Annotated in this window: 12 protein-coding genes; 5 read left to right on the top strand and 7 right to left on the bottom strand. The window is 44.9% G+C overall.

Features of this window, described 5'->3' with window-relative positions; all coding sequences use genetic code 11:
* Positions 1-563: 563 nt before the first annotated feature.
* Together uxaC and AC58QT_RS30610 are read right to left on the bottom strand one after the other, a co-directional pair.
* Positions 564-1,964, bottom strand: a complete 1,401-nt coding sequence (gene uxaC, locus AC58QT_RS30615) for a glucuronate isomerase (RefSeq protein WP_497412299.1) — start codon at positions 1,962-1,964, stop codon at positions 564-566.
* A 137-nt stretch (positions 1,965-2,101) separates the two neighbouring features.
* Positions 2,102-3,034 carry a VanW family protein gene (locus AC58QT_RS30610; protein ID WP_497412298.1) on the bottom strand — a complete coding sequence of 311 codons (933 nt, stop codon included), beginning with the start codon at positions 3,032-3,034 and terminating at the stop codon, positions 2,102-2,104.
* A 159-nt stretch (positions 3,035-3,193) separates the two neighbouring features.
* Here AC58QT_RS30610 and AC58QT_RS30605 point away from each other — a divergent pair, with 159 nt between their 5' ends.
* On the top strand, positions 3,194-4,426 hold the full coding sequence (locus AC58QT_RS30605) for an aminopeptidase (RefSeq protein WP_497412297.1): 1,233 nt from the start codon (positions 3,194-3,196) through the stop codon (positions 4,424-4,426).
* Positions 4,427-4,477: 51 nt separating this feature from the next.
* On the opposite strand, the gene AC58QT_RS30600 is transcribed toward AC58QT_RS30605, so the two are convergent.
* Entirely contained in the window at positions 4,478-5,767 is a 1,290-nt protein-coding gene (locus AC58QT_RS30600) for a hemolysin family protein (protein WP_497412296.1), read from the bottom strand.
* 225 nt (positions 5,768-5,992) lie between these two features.
* Here AC58QT_RS30600 and rocF point away from each other — a divergent pair, with 225 nt between their 5' ends.
* Positions 5,993-6,910 carry an arginase gene (rocF, locus tag AC58QT_RS30595; protein WP_497412295.1) on the top strand — a complete coding sequence of 306 codons (918 nt, stop codon included), beginning with the start codon at positions 5,993-5,995 and terminating at the stop codon, positions 6,908-6,910.
* A gap of 64 nt (positions 6,911-6,974) precedes the next feature.
* Here the strand turns inward: rocF and AC58QT_RS30590 are convergent, their stop codons facing one another.
* On the bottom strand, positions 6,975-8,402 hold the full coding sequence (locus AC58QT_RS30590) for an aspartate ammonia-lyase (RefSeq protein ID WP_310500740.1): 1,428 nt from the start codon (positions 8,400-8,402) through the stop codon (positions 6,975-6,977).
* Positions 8,403-8,633: 231 nt separating this feature from the next.
* Here AC58QT_RS30590 and AC58QT_RS30585 point away from each other — a divergent pair, with 231 nt between their 5' ends.
* Positions 8,634-9,836 (top strand): ornithine--oxo-acid transaminase, encoded by a 1,203-nt coding sequence (locus tag AC58QT_RS30585; RefSeq protein ID WP_497412294.1) that lies wholly within the window; start codon positions 8,634-8,636, stop codon positions 9,834-9,836.
* A gap of 297 nt (positions 9,837-10,133) precedes the next feature.
* On the opposite strand, the gene AC58QT_RS30580 is transcribed toward AC58QT_RS30585, so the two are convergent.
* The 3 genes from AC58QT_RS30580 to AC58QT_RS30570 form a co-directional block, all read right to left on the bottom strand.
* Positions 10,134-10,754 (bottom strand): carbohydrate-binding family 9-like protein, encoded by a 621-nt coding sequence (locus AC58QT_RS30580; protein WP_497412293.1) that lies wholly within the window; start codon positions 10,752-10,754, stop codon positions 10,134-10,136.
* Positions 10,755-10,789: 35 nt separating this feature from the next.
* Complete coding sequence (locus AC58QT_RS30575; RefSeq protein WP_310500737.1) at positions 10,790-11,233, bottom strand: DUF2663 family protein; 444 nt, start codon at positions 11,231-11,233, stop codon at positions 10,790-10,792.
* 146 nt (positions 11,234-11,379) lie between these two features.
* Positions 11,380-11,616 (bottom strand): cold-inducible protein YdjO-related protein, encoded by a 237-nt coding sequence (locus tag AC58QT_RS30570; protein WP_310500736.1) that lies wholly within the window; start codon positions 11,614-11,616, stop codon positions 11,380-11,382.
* Between the two features lie 157 nt (positions 11,617-11,773).
* Between AC58QT_RS30570 and AC58QT_RS30565 the strand changes: the two genes are divergently transcribed.
* Together AC58QT_RS30565 and AC58QT_RS30560 are read left to right on the top strand one after the other, a co-directional pair.
* Entirely contained in the window at positions 11,774-13,033 is a 1,260-nt protein-coding gene (locus tag AC58QT_RS30565) for an MFS transporter (protein ID WP_497412292.1), read from the top strand.
* 133 nt (positions 13,034-13,166) lie between these two features.
* Positions 13,167-15,536, top strand: a complete 2,370-nt coding sequence (locus tag AC58QT_RS30560) for a helix-turn-helix domain-containing protein (RefSeq protein ID WP_497412291.1) — start codon at positions 13,167-13,169, stop codon at positions 15,534-15,536.
* The last annotated feature ends 12 nt before the right edge of the window (positions 15,537-15,548 follow it).

Genomic DNA, 15,548 nt, shown 5'->3' with positions numbered 1-15,548 from the left:
TATCTGGCACATGGCTTCTCTCAGAAACTCTTCTTCTCTGGTTTCGGGCTTCACACAAGTCTTCGCCTTTTGAGTCAAAGCTTGCATCGACGATCTTTTTTTTTTTTTTTTACGCCGATTCTCTTGCCTTTGCGGTCTTTCTGGCAAGCTTTATCGTTACTATCCCTACGTCTGACTTCTCACCACTCGTACCTTCTTTCTTAACCATCACGGTTTTGAAAAGAAATTACCACTTACGTAGAAATGGCGAGATCTCCTTGGGTCACGTCATCGCACTTTCACCCGAATCCAGTCCTCTTAACCTACAACGCTATGGATGGTATTGGACGTCCCTTTTTTTTGCAAGGTTATCCTGCGTTGCCGGCCAACATGGTTTAACCGCCTGTTCCGGGATTTGTCTTCCCATCCTCCGCACCCTTCCTCACGGACAGAGCACTATGAGTCAACTATGTACTTCCGCCATCTCACGGTGTACTTGGGACTTTCACCCGTTAGTACGATGCGCTGCCAAGCGCACAAAAAACCTCCATGCGAGCTCACACGCTCACATGGAGGTTGTTCATTTAGAATCCGAAATATTGTTTGGCATTGTTGTAAGAAATCCCTTGAACCAATTGCTTCAACAATTGCTCGTCATTCGGGAACTCGCCTGCTTCCACCCATTCACCGAACATATTACATAGAATGCGGCGGAAATAATCATGGCGTGTGTAGGACAAGAAGCTGCGGGAGTCTGTCAACATACCTACGAAGCGGCCAAGCAGACCGAAGTTGCCTAGCGACTTCATTTGGGAAATCATGCCGTCACGCGTATCATTGAACCACCATGCTGCGCCCAATTGGATTTTGCCTGCGATGCCGTCACCTTGGAAGCTGCCCATTAAGGAAGCGAGAATTTCATTATCCCGCGCATTCAAGGAGTACAGAATCGTTCTAGGCAGCGAATCCGCTACAGCCAGGGATGACAACAAGCCAGTCAATGCGCTTGCTACTGGGCTATCACCGATGGAATCAAAGCCCGTATCGGGACCTAGCTTAGCAAATGCCTGTCCATTGTTGTTTCTAGAAGCATTAATATGGTATTGCATCGCCCAATCCAGCTTCTTGTAGATGCCGCCTAGGAATAATAGCGTGTATGCTTTATATTTTTTCTCATCTTCTAAGCTAACAGGCTGACCAGCAAGTCCAGCAGCGAAGATCGCGTCAACTTCTTCTTTCGTCGCAACTGCGAAAGGCACGTAGTCTAGTGCGTGGTCAGAAACTTTACAGCCAACGGAATCAAAGAACACCGCGCGGCTTTCCAAGCCTGCTAGCAAATCATCATAAGTACGAATCGTTGTTCCTGTCGCTGCTGCCAATTGCGCAATCCACGGAAGGAATGTAGCGCGATTGATTTCTAACGCCTTATCCGGGCGGTAGGAAGGCAATACTTGCGTATCGAAGCCTTCAATATCTTTGATTTTGATATGGTATTCCAAGGAATCCACAGGATCATCTGTTGTACAAATGACCGTTACTTTGGAGTTTGTGATCAAGTCTCTAGCGCGCGATCCACCTTCAGCCAGCTTCGCATTCACTTTTTCCCAAATCACTGGTGCATTCTGTTCATTAATCAGATCGTACACACCGAAATAGGTTTGAAGCTCCATATGGGACCAGTGGTACAATGGATTACCGATCGCCATAGGCAGCGTGGAAGCCCATGCGACAAAGCGATCATAATCACTGGCTTCACCAGTAATTTTGGACTCTTCGATGCCATTGGCACGCATCATCCGCCATTTGTAGTGGTCGCCATATAACCAAGCTTCTGTAATGTTATTGAACTGTTTATTTTCATAAATTTCCTTAGGACTTAAATGGCAGTGATAATCGATAATCGGTAATTCTTTGGCATATTCATGAAAAAGATGTACTGCGGTTTCATTCGTAAGTAAGAAATTCTCATCTAAAAACGTTTTCATAAAGCGATTTCCACCCTTCTCAAGCTGAATGATCTGCCCTCTATATTAGCAAAAGAATGGCTTAGAAATCTTGCGATTTCGTGCTTTTATTTCATAAAATATGCATATATTGACCTCAACTAAAAAGCCCCCACGCGTTATGGGAGCAGTGTGCCTACATTCGAATTCGTTTCAATTTCCTCTGGGATCGCTTCTGTTGCACCTGGCACATGGCGTGCCTTGAAATTTATGAGCTCAGAAGATGTAATACTGATTTGAACCTGACCAGGCAGCGTATGCGCTCGGATGAGGATAGGCTGATTATAATCATTTCGAAAACTAAAATCAGGCCCGCCCCAATTGACAGTCGCGTCTCTTCCATGTGGCACATAGGGTACCGATCGGCTGTGTGAATACCTTTCAATGATGGTAAGGCCAGCACGGTCTGCGGCATTAAACAGGGTGGACGAGATTTGACAGATGCCCCCGCCAATCCCCTCTGAGAATTCCCCTCTTACAATTACCTTGGCCGGCATATAGCCCCTGTTAGGTGTTCGAACACCGACTACACGGTTAAAAGAAAACGTCTCATTTGGCTGCACGACATAATTGTTAATGGCTTGAGAGGCTAGTTTGAGATTCGTTACACGATGCGTATTCCGTGAATTAAAATAGGTAACATAATAGCCAATTGGACGAACGCGAATGCTGGCAAGTAATTCACTATCTACTTTGGGATACATCGTTTGAAGCGGCAGCTCCACCTTCATCGGTCCTTCTGCATAGAATTGCGCATAAAACTGATTGAGAAAAGCACGACGATTCAGTCTTACGCCCGCGACTTCTTTCACAATGCCCCCACCATCATTAATGGTGGCATTAATCGGTTTACGATAAATCGATTTATCAATTTGCTCCGCAAGACGGTCTAATTTTTGCGTATTAACCATAGGTACATCGAGAAGATGCAGGGTATAAGGCTCTCTCTGGATCTGGGCCATCCGTCCACCGTCTGAATTCTCCGATAGTTGAAATGTCATTTCTTTGGGCTGGGCAAGCAGCAGCAGGCCCAATAGCCATTCATAGCGCATGAACGCAATTCACCTCCTGCATCTAGTGTAAACAAATGTAAAAATTCCATGCAATGACAGCCAAGAATCCACTATTCAACCAACGGTAAAATTTATTTGACAGTCAGCGAGTAGAGCGATAAACTTCAAGCAAGACAGAGAAAAAGGAGGATGACTCGAATGAATTTTGAACAAAATCTCGAGAAATATGCGGAGCTAACAGTTAGTGTTGCTCTCAACATTCAATCCGGTCAATCGCTTTGGATTAACGCACCGATTCAGCACCCTGAGTTCGTACGATTCATTTCCCGCAAAGCTTATGAAGCCGGTGCTAAGCATGTACATATTGAATGGCAGGATGAAATCTGCACTCAAATTCGCTATACCCATGCACCGGAGGACTCCTTCAACGAGTATCCAACATGGCGCGCGCAAGCCCTAACCGAATTGGCGGAGAACAATGGCGCTTACTTATGGATCGATGCCGATAATCCTGAGCTGCTTAAAGATGTAGAACCCTCTCGCATTGCTGCGAATGCCAAAGCCGCAGGTCCTAAGCTAGTCAAATGGCGTGAATACATGTCCTCTTATAAGATGACATGGTCCATTATCGCGGCTCCTTCCCTAGCTTGGGCACAGAAAGTATTCCCTGATCTGGAAGATCAAGCAGCTGTGAGTGCTTTATGGGATGCGATCTTTGAAGCTACTCGCGTGGATCAAGCAGATCCCATTCAGACGTGGCGAGATCACAATGCAACACTTCGAAGCAAACGGGAGCAATTGAACGAGAAGCAATTCCATAAAATTCATTACCGTGCCCCAGGCACGGAGCTGACGGTTGAACTTCCTCCACAGCACATTTGGCGAGGCGGATCTGCGACGAACGAAACCGGCGATTTCGAGTTCAACCCGAACATCCCGACAGAGGAAGTGTTCATTTCTCCTAATCGTTTAGGCACGAGCGGAACCGTTCGCAGCTCTAAGCCACTGAGCTATCAAGGAAGTTTGATCGATAACTTCTCGATCACCTTCGAGCAAGGCCGTGTCACACACTACACCGCGGAGCAAGGTTTTGAATCGCTGCAAGCGATGATTGAAATGGATGAAGGCGCGCACTTTCTCGGCGAAATCGCACTAGTTCCTCATGTGTCTCCCATTTCAAACACTAATTTAATCTTTTTCAATACGCTCTATGATGAAAATGCGTCAAACCATTTGGCCCTTGGCAGAGCCTTCCCTACGTGTATCGAAGGCGGCACGAAGATGACCAAAGAAGAGCAGCTGCAAGCTGGATTGAATGACAGCCTCATTCATGTTGACTTCATGATCGGCTCCGCCGATATGGATATTGACGGCGAACACGCAGATGGAACCATCGAACCCATCTTCCGCAAGGGAAGCTGGGCATTCTAATACAAAAAGGCTCAGATTGTAGTTAAGCAACTACGATCTGGGCCTTTTGAATTAGACTAGGCTATTCTTTATAATCTCAACTTTACGAATGCGATTCGTGTCTCGCTCCCGCACAATGAAAGTCAAATCTTGATACTGCCATTCTTCACCGATTTGCAACTCTGAATTCGTGCTGTACAGCCATCCACCAATTGAATCCACGTTCTCGTCTTGAATGTCCATGCCCAACCTAGCATTTAACTCGATAATCAAGGCGTTTCCATCAACGATGTAGTGCCCTTCGGCTAACTTATCAATCTCTTTCCGCTCATCTTTATCAAATTCATCCCGAATCTCGCCAACAATTTCCTCTAAGATATCTTCAATCGTAATCAATCCAGACGTCCCGCCGTATTCATCGAGGAGCAACGCAATATGCACTTGTTCACGCTGCATCTTCTTCAGCAGTGCTTTTACGGGCATTCCTTCCGGAACCGTCATGATCGGTTGAAGTAACCCTTTGAAATTAAAATCCGGATTGGAAAAATAACTTAAGAATACTTGCTTCGTATTTACGAATCCGATGATATGATCTTTGCTCTCTTTGGCAACTGGAAAACGGGTGTATTGCTCTTTGGTGATAATCTCCATGTTCTCTTCAAGTGATTTATCTGCGTATAGACAGATCATATCCGTCCTTGGGACCATGATTTCCCGTGCTAACAATTCATCAAATGAGAAGATTCGATTCACATAACTATACTCTGTTTTATTAATTTTCCCACTCATCAGGCTATCTGATAAAATAATTCGAATTTCCTCTTCGGAATGGGCTTCTTCATGCTCGCTTGCAGGCTTGACGCCAAATATCTTGACCAGCTGAGTCGCTGAACCATTTAAAATCCAGATGAACGGGTACATAATTTTATAGAAGAAGATAATTAACGGAGCTGTTAGGGTCGAAATCGCTTCTGCTTTCTGAATAGCTAATGTTTTGGGGGCTAGTTCACCTAGCACAACATGAATATATGTAATGGATAAAAAGGCAATACCGAAAGATAAGATATGTGAGAGTGTTTCACCTAATCCGAGACCACTGAATAAAGGACCCAGTAATTTCTCGACCGTGGGCTCTCCCAACCAACCAAGACCTAATGCTGTAATCGTAATGCCGAGCTGACACGCTGACAAATATCCATCCAAATTGGACGTAACCGTTTGAACAGCCCCTGCATTTTTCTTGCCTTCCAGAACCATTTGATCGACACGGCTTGGTCGAATTCGAATAACTGCAAATTCTGTCGCGACAAAAAAAGCGGTAAGCACAATCAATACTACGATTAAAAATAAATTGATAAACATAATAACCTTCTTTCGGAGATTTTTATTTACATCTATTATTTTAACTTTGTTGTATGAACTTATCAATATTTGCGAAAAGTGATAAAAAGGATTCCACAAATGAACAAAGAAAGTCTAGCCTCATATAGTAATATAGGATACTTGCTATCCGTTTGGGAATGAGAGTCAAAGGAGCGCAAACTCGGAAATAGTGTCTAATCCGCCAATCAAAAAGGAGTTGATCCAATGAGTATCAAACCGAACATCGCTGCAATCTGTGTTAACTTTGATCTGGGAGCAGGTCGCCGCGGGGCAAGCCATGGACCTAAGGCTATTATGGAAGCAGGACTATTTCATGAGTTGCAGCAATTAGGCTATACCGTTGATCATGCTGCTGATCTACGTCTCCCGAACGACACAGCAGCTCCTTTAGATGCTCAAGTAGATTCTCACAACCTCAAATATTTCGCTGAAGTTATAGAAATCAATACCCAGCTGGCTGATCAGGTTTCTCGGGTTGTCAGTCAAGGGGCTTTCCCACTCATTATCGGTGGAGATCATAGCATAGCCATTGGTACGATTGGAGGGTTATCCAGCCATTATGCCAACTTAGGCGTGATCTGGATAGATGCCCATTCGGATTTAAATACGCCGGATACAAGTCCTTCAGGGAATATACACGGCATGTCACTTGCGGTCAGCATGGGAATCGGGCATCCATTGTTAACCGACATTAAGGGGAAGAACCCCAAGGTGAAACCGGAACATATAGTGCTCATTGGGGCGCGCTCACTTGATGAAGGAGAAAAGAAACTTATACGCTCGCTGGGTATCAAATGTTTTACCATGTACGATATTGACCGCAAAGGCATGGCCCCTGTTATGCAAGAAGCCATTGACTATCTACAAAACAAAACAGATGGCGTTCATCTCAGCTACGACGTGGACTCCGTTGACCCCATTGAAGCGCCAGGGACGGGCACTGCCGTCAAAGGCGGGCTTCATTTCCGCGAAGCTCATCTCGCCGTCGAGATGCTGCATGAGGCAGGCATCGTAACTTCTGCCGAGTTTGTGGAGGTCAATCCGTTGTTGGATGACAGCAACAAGACATCACAACTTGCCGTGAGCCTAATCAGTTCATTATTCGGTGAGCAGATCCTATAGGCTGAATGCACAAATACCCCCACTCTAGGTGATAGAGATGGGGGTATTGTTTATTTAAAAGGCGTTAATCTGCTGGTCGAAGCAGTCTATCTCCGGCTATACCAGGCGTAGTCATTTGAATCGGATTGAGAATTTCTTCAATCTCCTCTGGTGTGAGAAGACCTTTCTCTAGGATAAGCTCCTTCAAGGTATAGCCCGTACGAACCGCTTCTTTCACTAGCTGCGCGGCGACCTCGTAGCCTAGATGCGGGTTGAGCGCTGTAACAATGCCGAAGCTTTGCTCCACATAATTTTTGCAGCGTTCACGGTCAGCTTCCAAGCCTTCAATGGCGAAGCGCTCAAACACGCTGGCTGCGTTTCGCAATATTTTGAGAGACTGCAACAGATTGAAAGCTAAGACTGGCCCCATGACATTGAGCTCGAATTGCCCTGCTTCACAAGCTAGACAGATCGTATGGTCATTCCCAATGACTTGGAACGCCACTTGGTTCACGACTTCCGGCATCACCGGATTTACTTTACCCGGCATGATCGAAGAGCCTGGCTGTCTAGGCGGCAGCTTCAATTCCCCTAGTCCTGCACGAGGTCCAGAAGCCATCATGCGAATATCGTTACAAATTTTCGATAGGTTCACTGCACAAACTTTCAGGGAAGCAGACAACTCCGTGTAAGCATCCATATTTTGAGTTCCGTCTACTAGATGCTCCGAGATTTCAACTGGAATTCCGACAGCACCTTTTAAATGAAACATTACTCGTTCTACGTATTCAGGCTTCGCGTTAAGCCCTGTACCAACGGCGGTAGCCCCCATATTGACGATTAACAATCCCCGCATCGCCTGCTTAATTCGATTGATATCACGCATCAGCACTCTTGCGTAAGCGCCAAATTCTTGTCCCATTCGAATAGGAACGGCGTCCTGCAGGTGGGTTCGGCCCATTTTGATCACATCATCAAACTCAATTTCTTTCCGTGCAAACGCACTCTGCAAAGAGCTTAATGCCTCGATTAATTGTTCAGAAAGACGGTATGCAGCTATTTTGATCGCGGTTGGAATGACATCATTCGTCGATTGCGACATGTTCACATGATTGTTTGGGTTACAGTGAAAATAACTCCCCTTTTGCTCACCCAACACCTCTAAAGCACGATTAGCCAGCACTTCGTTCATATTCATATTAATGGAAGTACCTGCTCCGCCTTGAATGGAATCGACGATAAACTCCTCAACGAGACTGCCCTTGCTTACTTCCTCAGCCGCTTGTACTAAGGCTTCACCTATCTTCTTAGGCAGCATATGAGTATCCATGTTCGCAAGCGCGGCTGCACGCTTCACTTCGGCTAACGCCGTAATGAGTTCCGTATGAATCGTAACACCTGTAATCGGGAAATTCTCAATTGCTCTCATCGTTTGAATGCCGTAGTAGGCATGAGAAGGGACTTGCTTTTCACCTAAAAAGTCTTTCTCAATGCGAAAAGTCATCGGAACCATCCTTTACCACATCATATTTCATTCCCTAAGCTTTCATGGAACCCATCGTGGCATCAAGCCCACTATCGTGGTTATTTTTTGCTTAAAAGTCAGGGATATGCACGGTCAGGCTAATTTGAATCGCCTCACCTCTTTATCAATTATATACTTAGGATGTCATCGTAAGCTAATACTAGAATACAATGAAGTACACCTAAAGAAGCTAGGACCTAATGAAAAGGAGGAATTCACATGGCGACTCAAAGCTCCTCTATCATTGAACAAACAGAGAAATATGGTGCACGTAATTACCATCCACTCCCGCTTGTTATTTCTAAGGCCGAAGGCGTCTGGGTTGAAGATCCGGAAGGAAGCCGCTATATGGACATGTTGAGCGCTTATTCTGCCTTGAATCAGGGGCATCGCCATCCGCATATCGTGAACGCATTATTGGAACAAGCAGGAAAAGTGACCCTAACCTCAAGAGCCTTTCATAGTGAAACGCTCGGCATGTTCTATGAGAAATTAGCCCAATATACAAGTAAACCCATGATTTTACCTATGAATACAGGGGCAGAAGCGGTTGAAACTGCCATTAAAGCCATTCGGCGCTGGGGCTATGATGTGAAGGGAATCCCTGCAGATCAAGCTGAGATCATTGTATGCGCAGGCAACTTCCATGGTCGAACTGTGACCATCACGTCATTCTCCTCCTCACCGGAATATCAACGAGGTTTCGGTCCCTTTACGCCTGGCTTCCGCATCATTCCATACGGCGATGTTGAGGCGCTGCGTGATGCTATTGGACCGCATACAGCGGGGTTTATGGTGGAGCCTATTCAAGGCGAGGCTGGTATTGTCATTCCGCCAGAGGGCTACTTGCGGGAATGTTATGAGCTGTGCGAGGCGAATCGGGTATTGTTTGTTGCGGACGAAATCCAGACAGGATTCGGCCGCACCGGCCGCCGCTTTGCCAGCGACTGGGAAGGCGTCACGCCGAACCTGTATGTCTTGGGCAAAGCCCTCGGCGGCGGTGTGTTTCCGATCTCGGCGGTGGCCGGAGATCGGGAGGTTCTAGAGCTGTTCGAGCCAGGCTCGCATGGCTCGACGTTCGGCGGGAACCCACTCGGCTGCGCCGTGGGGATCGCCGCTCTTGAGGTGCTCGAATCCGAAAAGCTCGCAGAGCGTTCGGATGAGCTAGGGGCTTATTTCCTGAAGCGGCTTCAGGAAATCAAATCGCCGCAGATCGCCGAGATTCGCGGCCGCGGTTTGTTTATCGGTATTGATCTGACCGTTGCGGCACGCCCTTTCTGCGAAGCATTGAAGGAGAAAGGGCTGCTATGCAAGGAAACACATGAGCATATCATCCGTTTGGCACCACCCCTGATCATTACGAAGGATGAGTTGGATTGGGCTTGGCAGCATCTTTATGATGTGTTGCAGGAAACTCATTAACGAGAAAAAAAACCGGCTGCTCCGTCCTCGGAAAGCCAGAATCTAAAAAAGATGCGAAAATGCATCTTTTTCTACTAGGGAAGCCGCGGTCTATTAGGAAAGATGCGAATATGCATCTTTTTCCACCTCATATCCCCTTTTTATGGAATATCGGTAAAAAAAGATGTATTTTCGCAGCAATTCTTCGGTAAACCGTCTATTTTCCTTAAAAAGATGTATTTTTGCAGTTCTCTACTCATATCGAGATGCTTAATGGAAATCAAATAAGGGGTAAGCTCCGCTTACCCCCAAAAATACTTATATGTGTAGTTGCTCCTTCACAAACACGAGCTCCTTGAATTGCTGCGAAATATGGAAATTGACCTTCCCTGTAGGTGACCAAGCCGAATAGTGACGGACGCCTTCACGATCATCATCAATCCGGAACACATTCCAATGCCAAACCGTTCCCGGTTCCGGCACACCGACATCGTCCAAATCGGCAAATGGAATCTCGACTTCATAAACGAGCCAGCCTTCCTCCGTCCCTGGTGTGACCTTGGCCTGAAATCCGTTAGCAGTCCATGATCTATCCACGTCTATTTTTCCTTGTAATGAGTTATGAATGAATGCATCGAATAAGACGCCTCGCGGACTGATCTCGAATTCATAATACGTCGTGCCGCCGCCAAATGGATCAAGAAACACTTCTACGACGTCTTCCTCATAAAGTGAATCGTCACGCTTCGTCATCGTTGCAACGATATGATCATCTTGACATTCATAACGGATATGCAGCGCTTCCTTCGTCCAGCAAGCACGAAACCGTGTTTCTAGCCGCGGAGCTTCCGCGGTCACCACATCTCGCAGATAACCTACTGGGGACACGGACCAATCCCATTGACGAATATTTTCCACAAAACCACACACATACTTCATTTTCGTTATCTCAACCTCACTTTGGCTTACCAGATTCAAGTCTTATATACGATATTAATATCAAACTCTTTCGAAAGAAAGCTTGAAATTTGATCGCGAGATTCCGACTTCACATCTTTGAGCCAAGAGGCATCCAAGCGCTCTATCACTTCTATACGTAAATCTTCATACTTCCCCTTCGCCTTCTCTGTTTCGCGCGCCCGATTCGAGGTGTAGAGAAATAAAGAAATACAAGCGAGCAACAAGCCGCATAATAGTTTATTCGCTATGATTAACTCCAAGATGAGCAAGGCATTCCCGCCTGAACGAACAATTACTTGTCGATACAACAAATAGATGACAAAGAGAAGGATACCACCCGTTAGGATGGATAGGATGGGCTGCATTTTTTTCATTCTGTCCCATTTCACCTTTCTTTCTTGCAACTCTTTTAATAAGACTTCGGTGTCATCACTCACATTAATCGTAGGTCCAAGCACAGCATCTCCCCCTCATATTCATGCTATGCTTGTCTATTCCTTTTCTTTACAAAAAAAAAGACCAAGAGCATCACTCTTCACGCCTCGCTGAAGATGCTCTTGATCATAACCTATTATTTTAGAAGAAATAACTTCAATAATTTCGACTAGAAGCGTTTCTTTCCTACAAGAAACTTTTTGTTTCCTTTTTTAGATGTTACGGGCACATGTTTGTAGCTACGCACCATTTGTGTTTTACAAAGTGGGCATGTCGGTAAAGCTTCCGTCACGAATTCTTTGCGAACCCAAGCTTTACATTCTGTGGCTTTACATTTCCAAATCTCAATCTGTTCAACTTCCGGCTTCTGTTCTTCTTCCGTTACAATACTCGTTGATGTAGACATTTCAATTATGTGCTCCCTGCTTCGTAGATTAGACTACTTATTATTATACAGATTGGATCGAATATCAAGTCTTTCCCGTGTTCAAAACTATTTACCAGTGGTAGAATAGACAAAGCGATTGCAATTTAGACACAAAATACAAAGGCAGGAATATCGCATGACCACTTTACTACGCGAATGGAAGCAGCAACTGCAAGGCTATAGCCGGAATATTAAGCTGTTCTTCTGGTTTAATTTTGTTTGGAACTTAGGGATCAGCATGTTCGGCCTCGTATACAACTTATATGTTCGCAGTCTAGGTTACGAGCAAACCATGGTCGGCAGCCTAGTTGGCATGACCGCGCTCGCCGCGGCCATCATTTTGATCCCAGCAGGTATTATGAACGATCGCTTCGGACCGAAGCGTATCATTTCCTTCGGACTTCTTTTTACAATTGCCGCACTCACCGCACGTTCCCTCATTGAATTGGAAGAAGGGATGTTGATTTCAGCTTTCTTAGGCGGTATGGCGCTAGCAGTCGTTTCAGCTACCATTCTACCGTTTATGGCTAATAACTCCTCCCCGCAGCAACGGGTGCATTTATTCAGTCTCAATATGGCGCTGGTTATGCTAGCCAATGTCATTGGCATCTCGCTCGGAGGCGTGCTGTGTGATTTCTTTCAATTTATGATTGGTGTAGATGAGGTTCACAGCCTTCGTTATACCCTATTAATTGGTGTGGCTATTGCCGCACTTGGCGTCTTGCCGATGTCCATGTTTGGGAAAAGCGATCAGGAAGAAGCAACACCAGCGCGTGAAACGTTGAACTGGAAGCAAACGTGGCGCGAACATAAGACATCGATCCAGGTCATTAGCATTTTTTGCTTACTTGGCTTACTTTCTTCGCTAGGTGGCGGGATGATCGTTCCCTATTTGAACGTATACTTTGAGGATCGCTTTGAAGCGTCCAAATCCGCCATTGGGATTGTCGTGGCATTGGGACAAGCTGCTACAGGCGTCGCTTTCCTCATCGGACCGATGATTGCTAAGCGTTATGGGGAAGTCAAATCTGTTGTTTATTTGCAGTTAAGTTCCATCCCTTTTTTACTACTTACTGCGTTCTCGGCAAATTTCTACTTATCTTCTGGTGGTTATTTATTCCGTCAAGCTCTGATGAATGCGGCGAATCCTTTCTATAATTCAATCAAAATGAGTTATGTACATCGCTCACTTCGCGGATTAGCATCGAGTTCAGGGGAAGCTGTTTTTAATCTCGGGTGGTTTATTGCTTCTCCAATTAGTACAGGCCTCGTCTTCCGATATGGCAGTTACTTCGGTTATGCCTACGCCTTTTGTATTACAGCGGTCGTCTATTCTGTCATTTCCTATTTATTTTATTTCTTCTTTGGGAAACAACGATTTAAGACCCTTGAATAATTCTATATGAAATACCTCTTTTCCATCGTTGACGTAGACGAAGGAAAGGAAATACAATAGAATGAGAGCGCATTCATACTTGCTTCTTGGTTGCTCAAGGAAGAAAGTTCGAATACGAGGGGGTCGCTGGTTGATGCGAAATAAAATTATCTTTAATGGCCAAAGTATTGTATTAACCTGGTTAATTTCATATATCGTCATTCTCTTATTACCTGTTGCCATAGGCCTATTACTATATATTGAATCTAACCGAACCCTGAAAGAAGAAATCCAACAAGCGAATGATTCCTTATTAAAACAAGTACGTGAAGTAATGGACAACCAATTCAAAGCCATGGAACAGCTCAATTTTGAAATTACATGGAATGTCAATATTCAAGAGTTGCTCTATTCCAACAAGTATGAAACCTATCCGAAAGATCTACCCTATGATGAATATCAAATCGCCAAGAGCTTATCGATGTACAAAACCTCCTACCCATTGATCGACTCCTTTTATGTCTATTTGAACAAAAATCAGTCTGTCATTCTTCCTACTACCGTTCGTTCGAAAGATTTCGCTTATGAGACTTTGCATAAAAGCATTGATTTCCCCTTCGATTCCTGGCAATCCATTATGACACACAATAATTTTAAAGGCTTCATTCCAATGTACCGAATCGGTGACGATAATAGCCTTCGCAAAACAGTCGCGTATGTGAGTACGTATCCCGTAGAACGCAATCAACCGCTTGCTACGAATGTCATTATGATTGATCAGTCGCGCATTCTAGGCGCTATTCAGAATATGGAGATCTTCAATAAAGGCCATGTTCTGATTCTCAATGAGCAGAATCAAGTTCTAGCTTCCAGTTCTGAGGGCACGATGCCCATCGATTTCCCTTATGCTAATTTAGGGAATACATCCAATTTTTATTTTGATAGCAACGATGGTGAGAAGTATGAAGTGTTCAATATCCAATCTCCGCGTTCGAAGCTGAAATACGTCTCCATTATGCCAAGTACGACTTATTGGCAGAAGGCCTCACATGTTCGCAACTTGACTTATTTGAGTCTAATCATCAGTCTGCTTGGTGGAGGTTTATTGACATTTGTCTTCCTAAGAAGAAATTACAACCCTGTGCGCCGATTGGTTCACGCCTTTTCCAAGAAACAAACCCTTGAATCCGGTAGAACCTACAATGAATTTCATTTCCTCCAGCAAGCTGTGGATAGTACGTTAATCGAGATGGCTGATTTCAAAAGCAAAGTTGAACAGCATCGGCAAATCGTCCGTTCACATTTTGTAGAAAAGCTGCTTAAAGGTAAGCTGGATGCTAAAATTCCGATCGCGGAGGCTTTAACCACTTTTGACATGAAGCTGGATCGGAAAGAGTTTGCCGTCATGCTGTTTGTCATTGATAAAAGTGAGTCCTTCTTCGAACGAATTACGCATACGTCCGATGAGGAGAAATGGAAGCTGCTGCAATTTATCGTCAGTAATGTCGTAGAGGAATTAGTAGCTCAGAAGCACCGCGGCTATGTGGCCGAGATTGATGATACACTTGGGTGTTTAGTGAATATGACGATGGATGAAGGCCGCAGCTCCAAAGAAGAATTAATCCGCATTGCGGATGAGGCACAGACCTTCCTGGCTTCCACCTATGATATACATCTTACGATCGCAATTAGCGCCATATACGACCATATTTCCTGTGTACCACAAGCCTTCTTGGAAGCTTTAGATGCCATGACGTACAAACTTGTTATGGGCGGTCACGAAATTCTGGCCTACAATGAACTTCCCCCCCATAGCCACTGTGATAATCCATCTGGATATTATTATCCAATGAGCGTGGAACAGCAGTTTCTGAATGCTTTGAAATTCGGAGAACTTGATGAGGCTCGTGACATTCTTCGAGACATTATCCAGAAAAATTTCGAAGGCTCTGGTATTTCCGTTTCGTTAACCAAATGTCTCATGCTTGGCTTGGTAACCACGATTATGAAAAGTATCAATGATACAGGCGGTATTCAAGAAAGCTTCTTCATCCGAAATCCCAAATTGCTGGATCGCCTCTTAACCAGTAAAACGATCCAAGACATGGAACATCAACTCGGCGATATGGTTACACAGGTCTGTCTGTATACCTCCGCCAAACGACAACATGCCAACTCGATAACGAAGCAGAAAGCCCTTCAACAGCTCGTCGACCAAGTGAACACGTATATTGAGCACAATTACACGGATGCTAATTTGAATGTCACGATGATCGGTAGTCATTTTGATCGTAAAGCCACTTATTTATCCAAGCTGTTCAAGGATTACGTCGGTGAAGGCTTACTTGATCGGATTAATAAGGTACGAGTTGAGAAGTCCAAACAGCTGCTCAAAGGGAAAGAACAATCTGTCGGTGATGCTGCCTATGGCGTTGGCTTCAATGATATTAACGCGTTTATCCGTGTATTCAAAAAAGTGGAAGGCATTACACCAGGTAAATATAAAGAAATGCTAGAAAAATAACGGGGTTCCGGG

Source organism: Paenibacillus sp. J31R109, from assembly GCF_059692055.1.
Note: the sequence above shows the minus strand (reverse complement) of the source record. Positions and strands in the feature narration are given on the sequence as shown.

What these genes read in the sequence shown, in the direction of transcription:
- AC58QT_RS30580 (WP_497412293.1), bottom strand. Translation starts at nt 10,754, where the DNA reads ATGAAGTATGTGTGTGGTTTTGTGGAAAATATTCGTCAATGGGATTGG.
- rocF (WP_497412295.1), top strand. Translation starts at nt 5,993, where the DNA reads ATGAGTATCAAACCGAACATCGCTGCAATCTGTGTTAACTTTGATCTG.
- AC58QT_RS30605 (WP_497412297.1), top strand. Translation starts at nt 3,194, where the DNA reads ATGAATTTTGAACAAAATCTCGAGAAATATGCGGAGCTAACAGTTAGT.
- AC58QT_RS30585 (WP_497412294.1), top strand. Translation starts at nt 8,634, where the DNA reads ATGGCGACTCAAAGCTCCTCTATCATTGAACAAACAGAGAAATATGGT.
- AC58QT_RS30600 (WP_497412296.1), bottom strand. Translation starts at nt 5,767, where the DNA reads ATGTTTATCAATTTATTTTTAATCGTAGTATTGATTGTGCTTACCGCT.
- AC58QT_RS30560 (WP_497412291.1), top strand. Translation starts at nt 13,167, where the DNA reads ATGCGAAATAAAATTATCTTTAATGGCCAAAGTATTGTATTAACCTGG.
- AC58QT_RS30590 (WP_310500740.1), bottom strand. Translation starts at nt 8,402, where the DNA reads ATGGTTCCGATGACTTTTCGCATTGAGAAAGACTTTTTAGGTGAAAAG.
- AC58QT_RS30570 (WP_310500736.1), bottom strand. Translation starts at nt 11,616, where the DNA reads ATGTCTACATCAACGAGTATTGTAACGGAAGAAGAACAGAAGCCGGAA.
- AC58QT_RS30565 (WP_497412292.1), top strand. Translation starts at nt 11,774, where the DNA reads ATGACCACTTTACTACGCGAATGGAAGCAGCAACTGCAAGGCTATAGC.
- uxaC (WP_497412299.1), bottom strand. Translation starts at nt 1,964, where the DNA reads ATGAAAACGTTTTTAGATGAGAATTTCTTACTTACGAATGAAACCGCA.
- AC58QT_RS30610 (WP_497412298.1), bottom strand. Translation starts at nt 3,034, where the DNA reads ATGCGCTATGAATGGCTATTGGGCCTGCTGCTGCTTGCCCAGCCCAAA.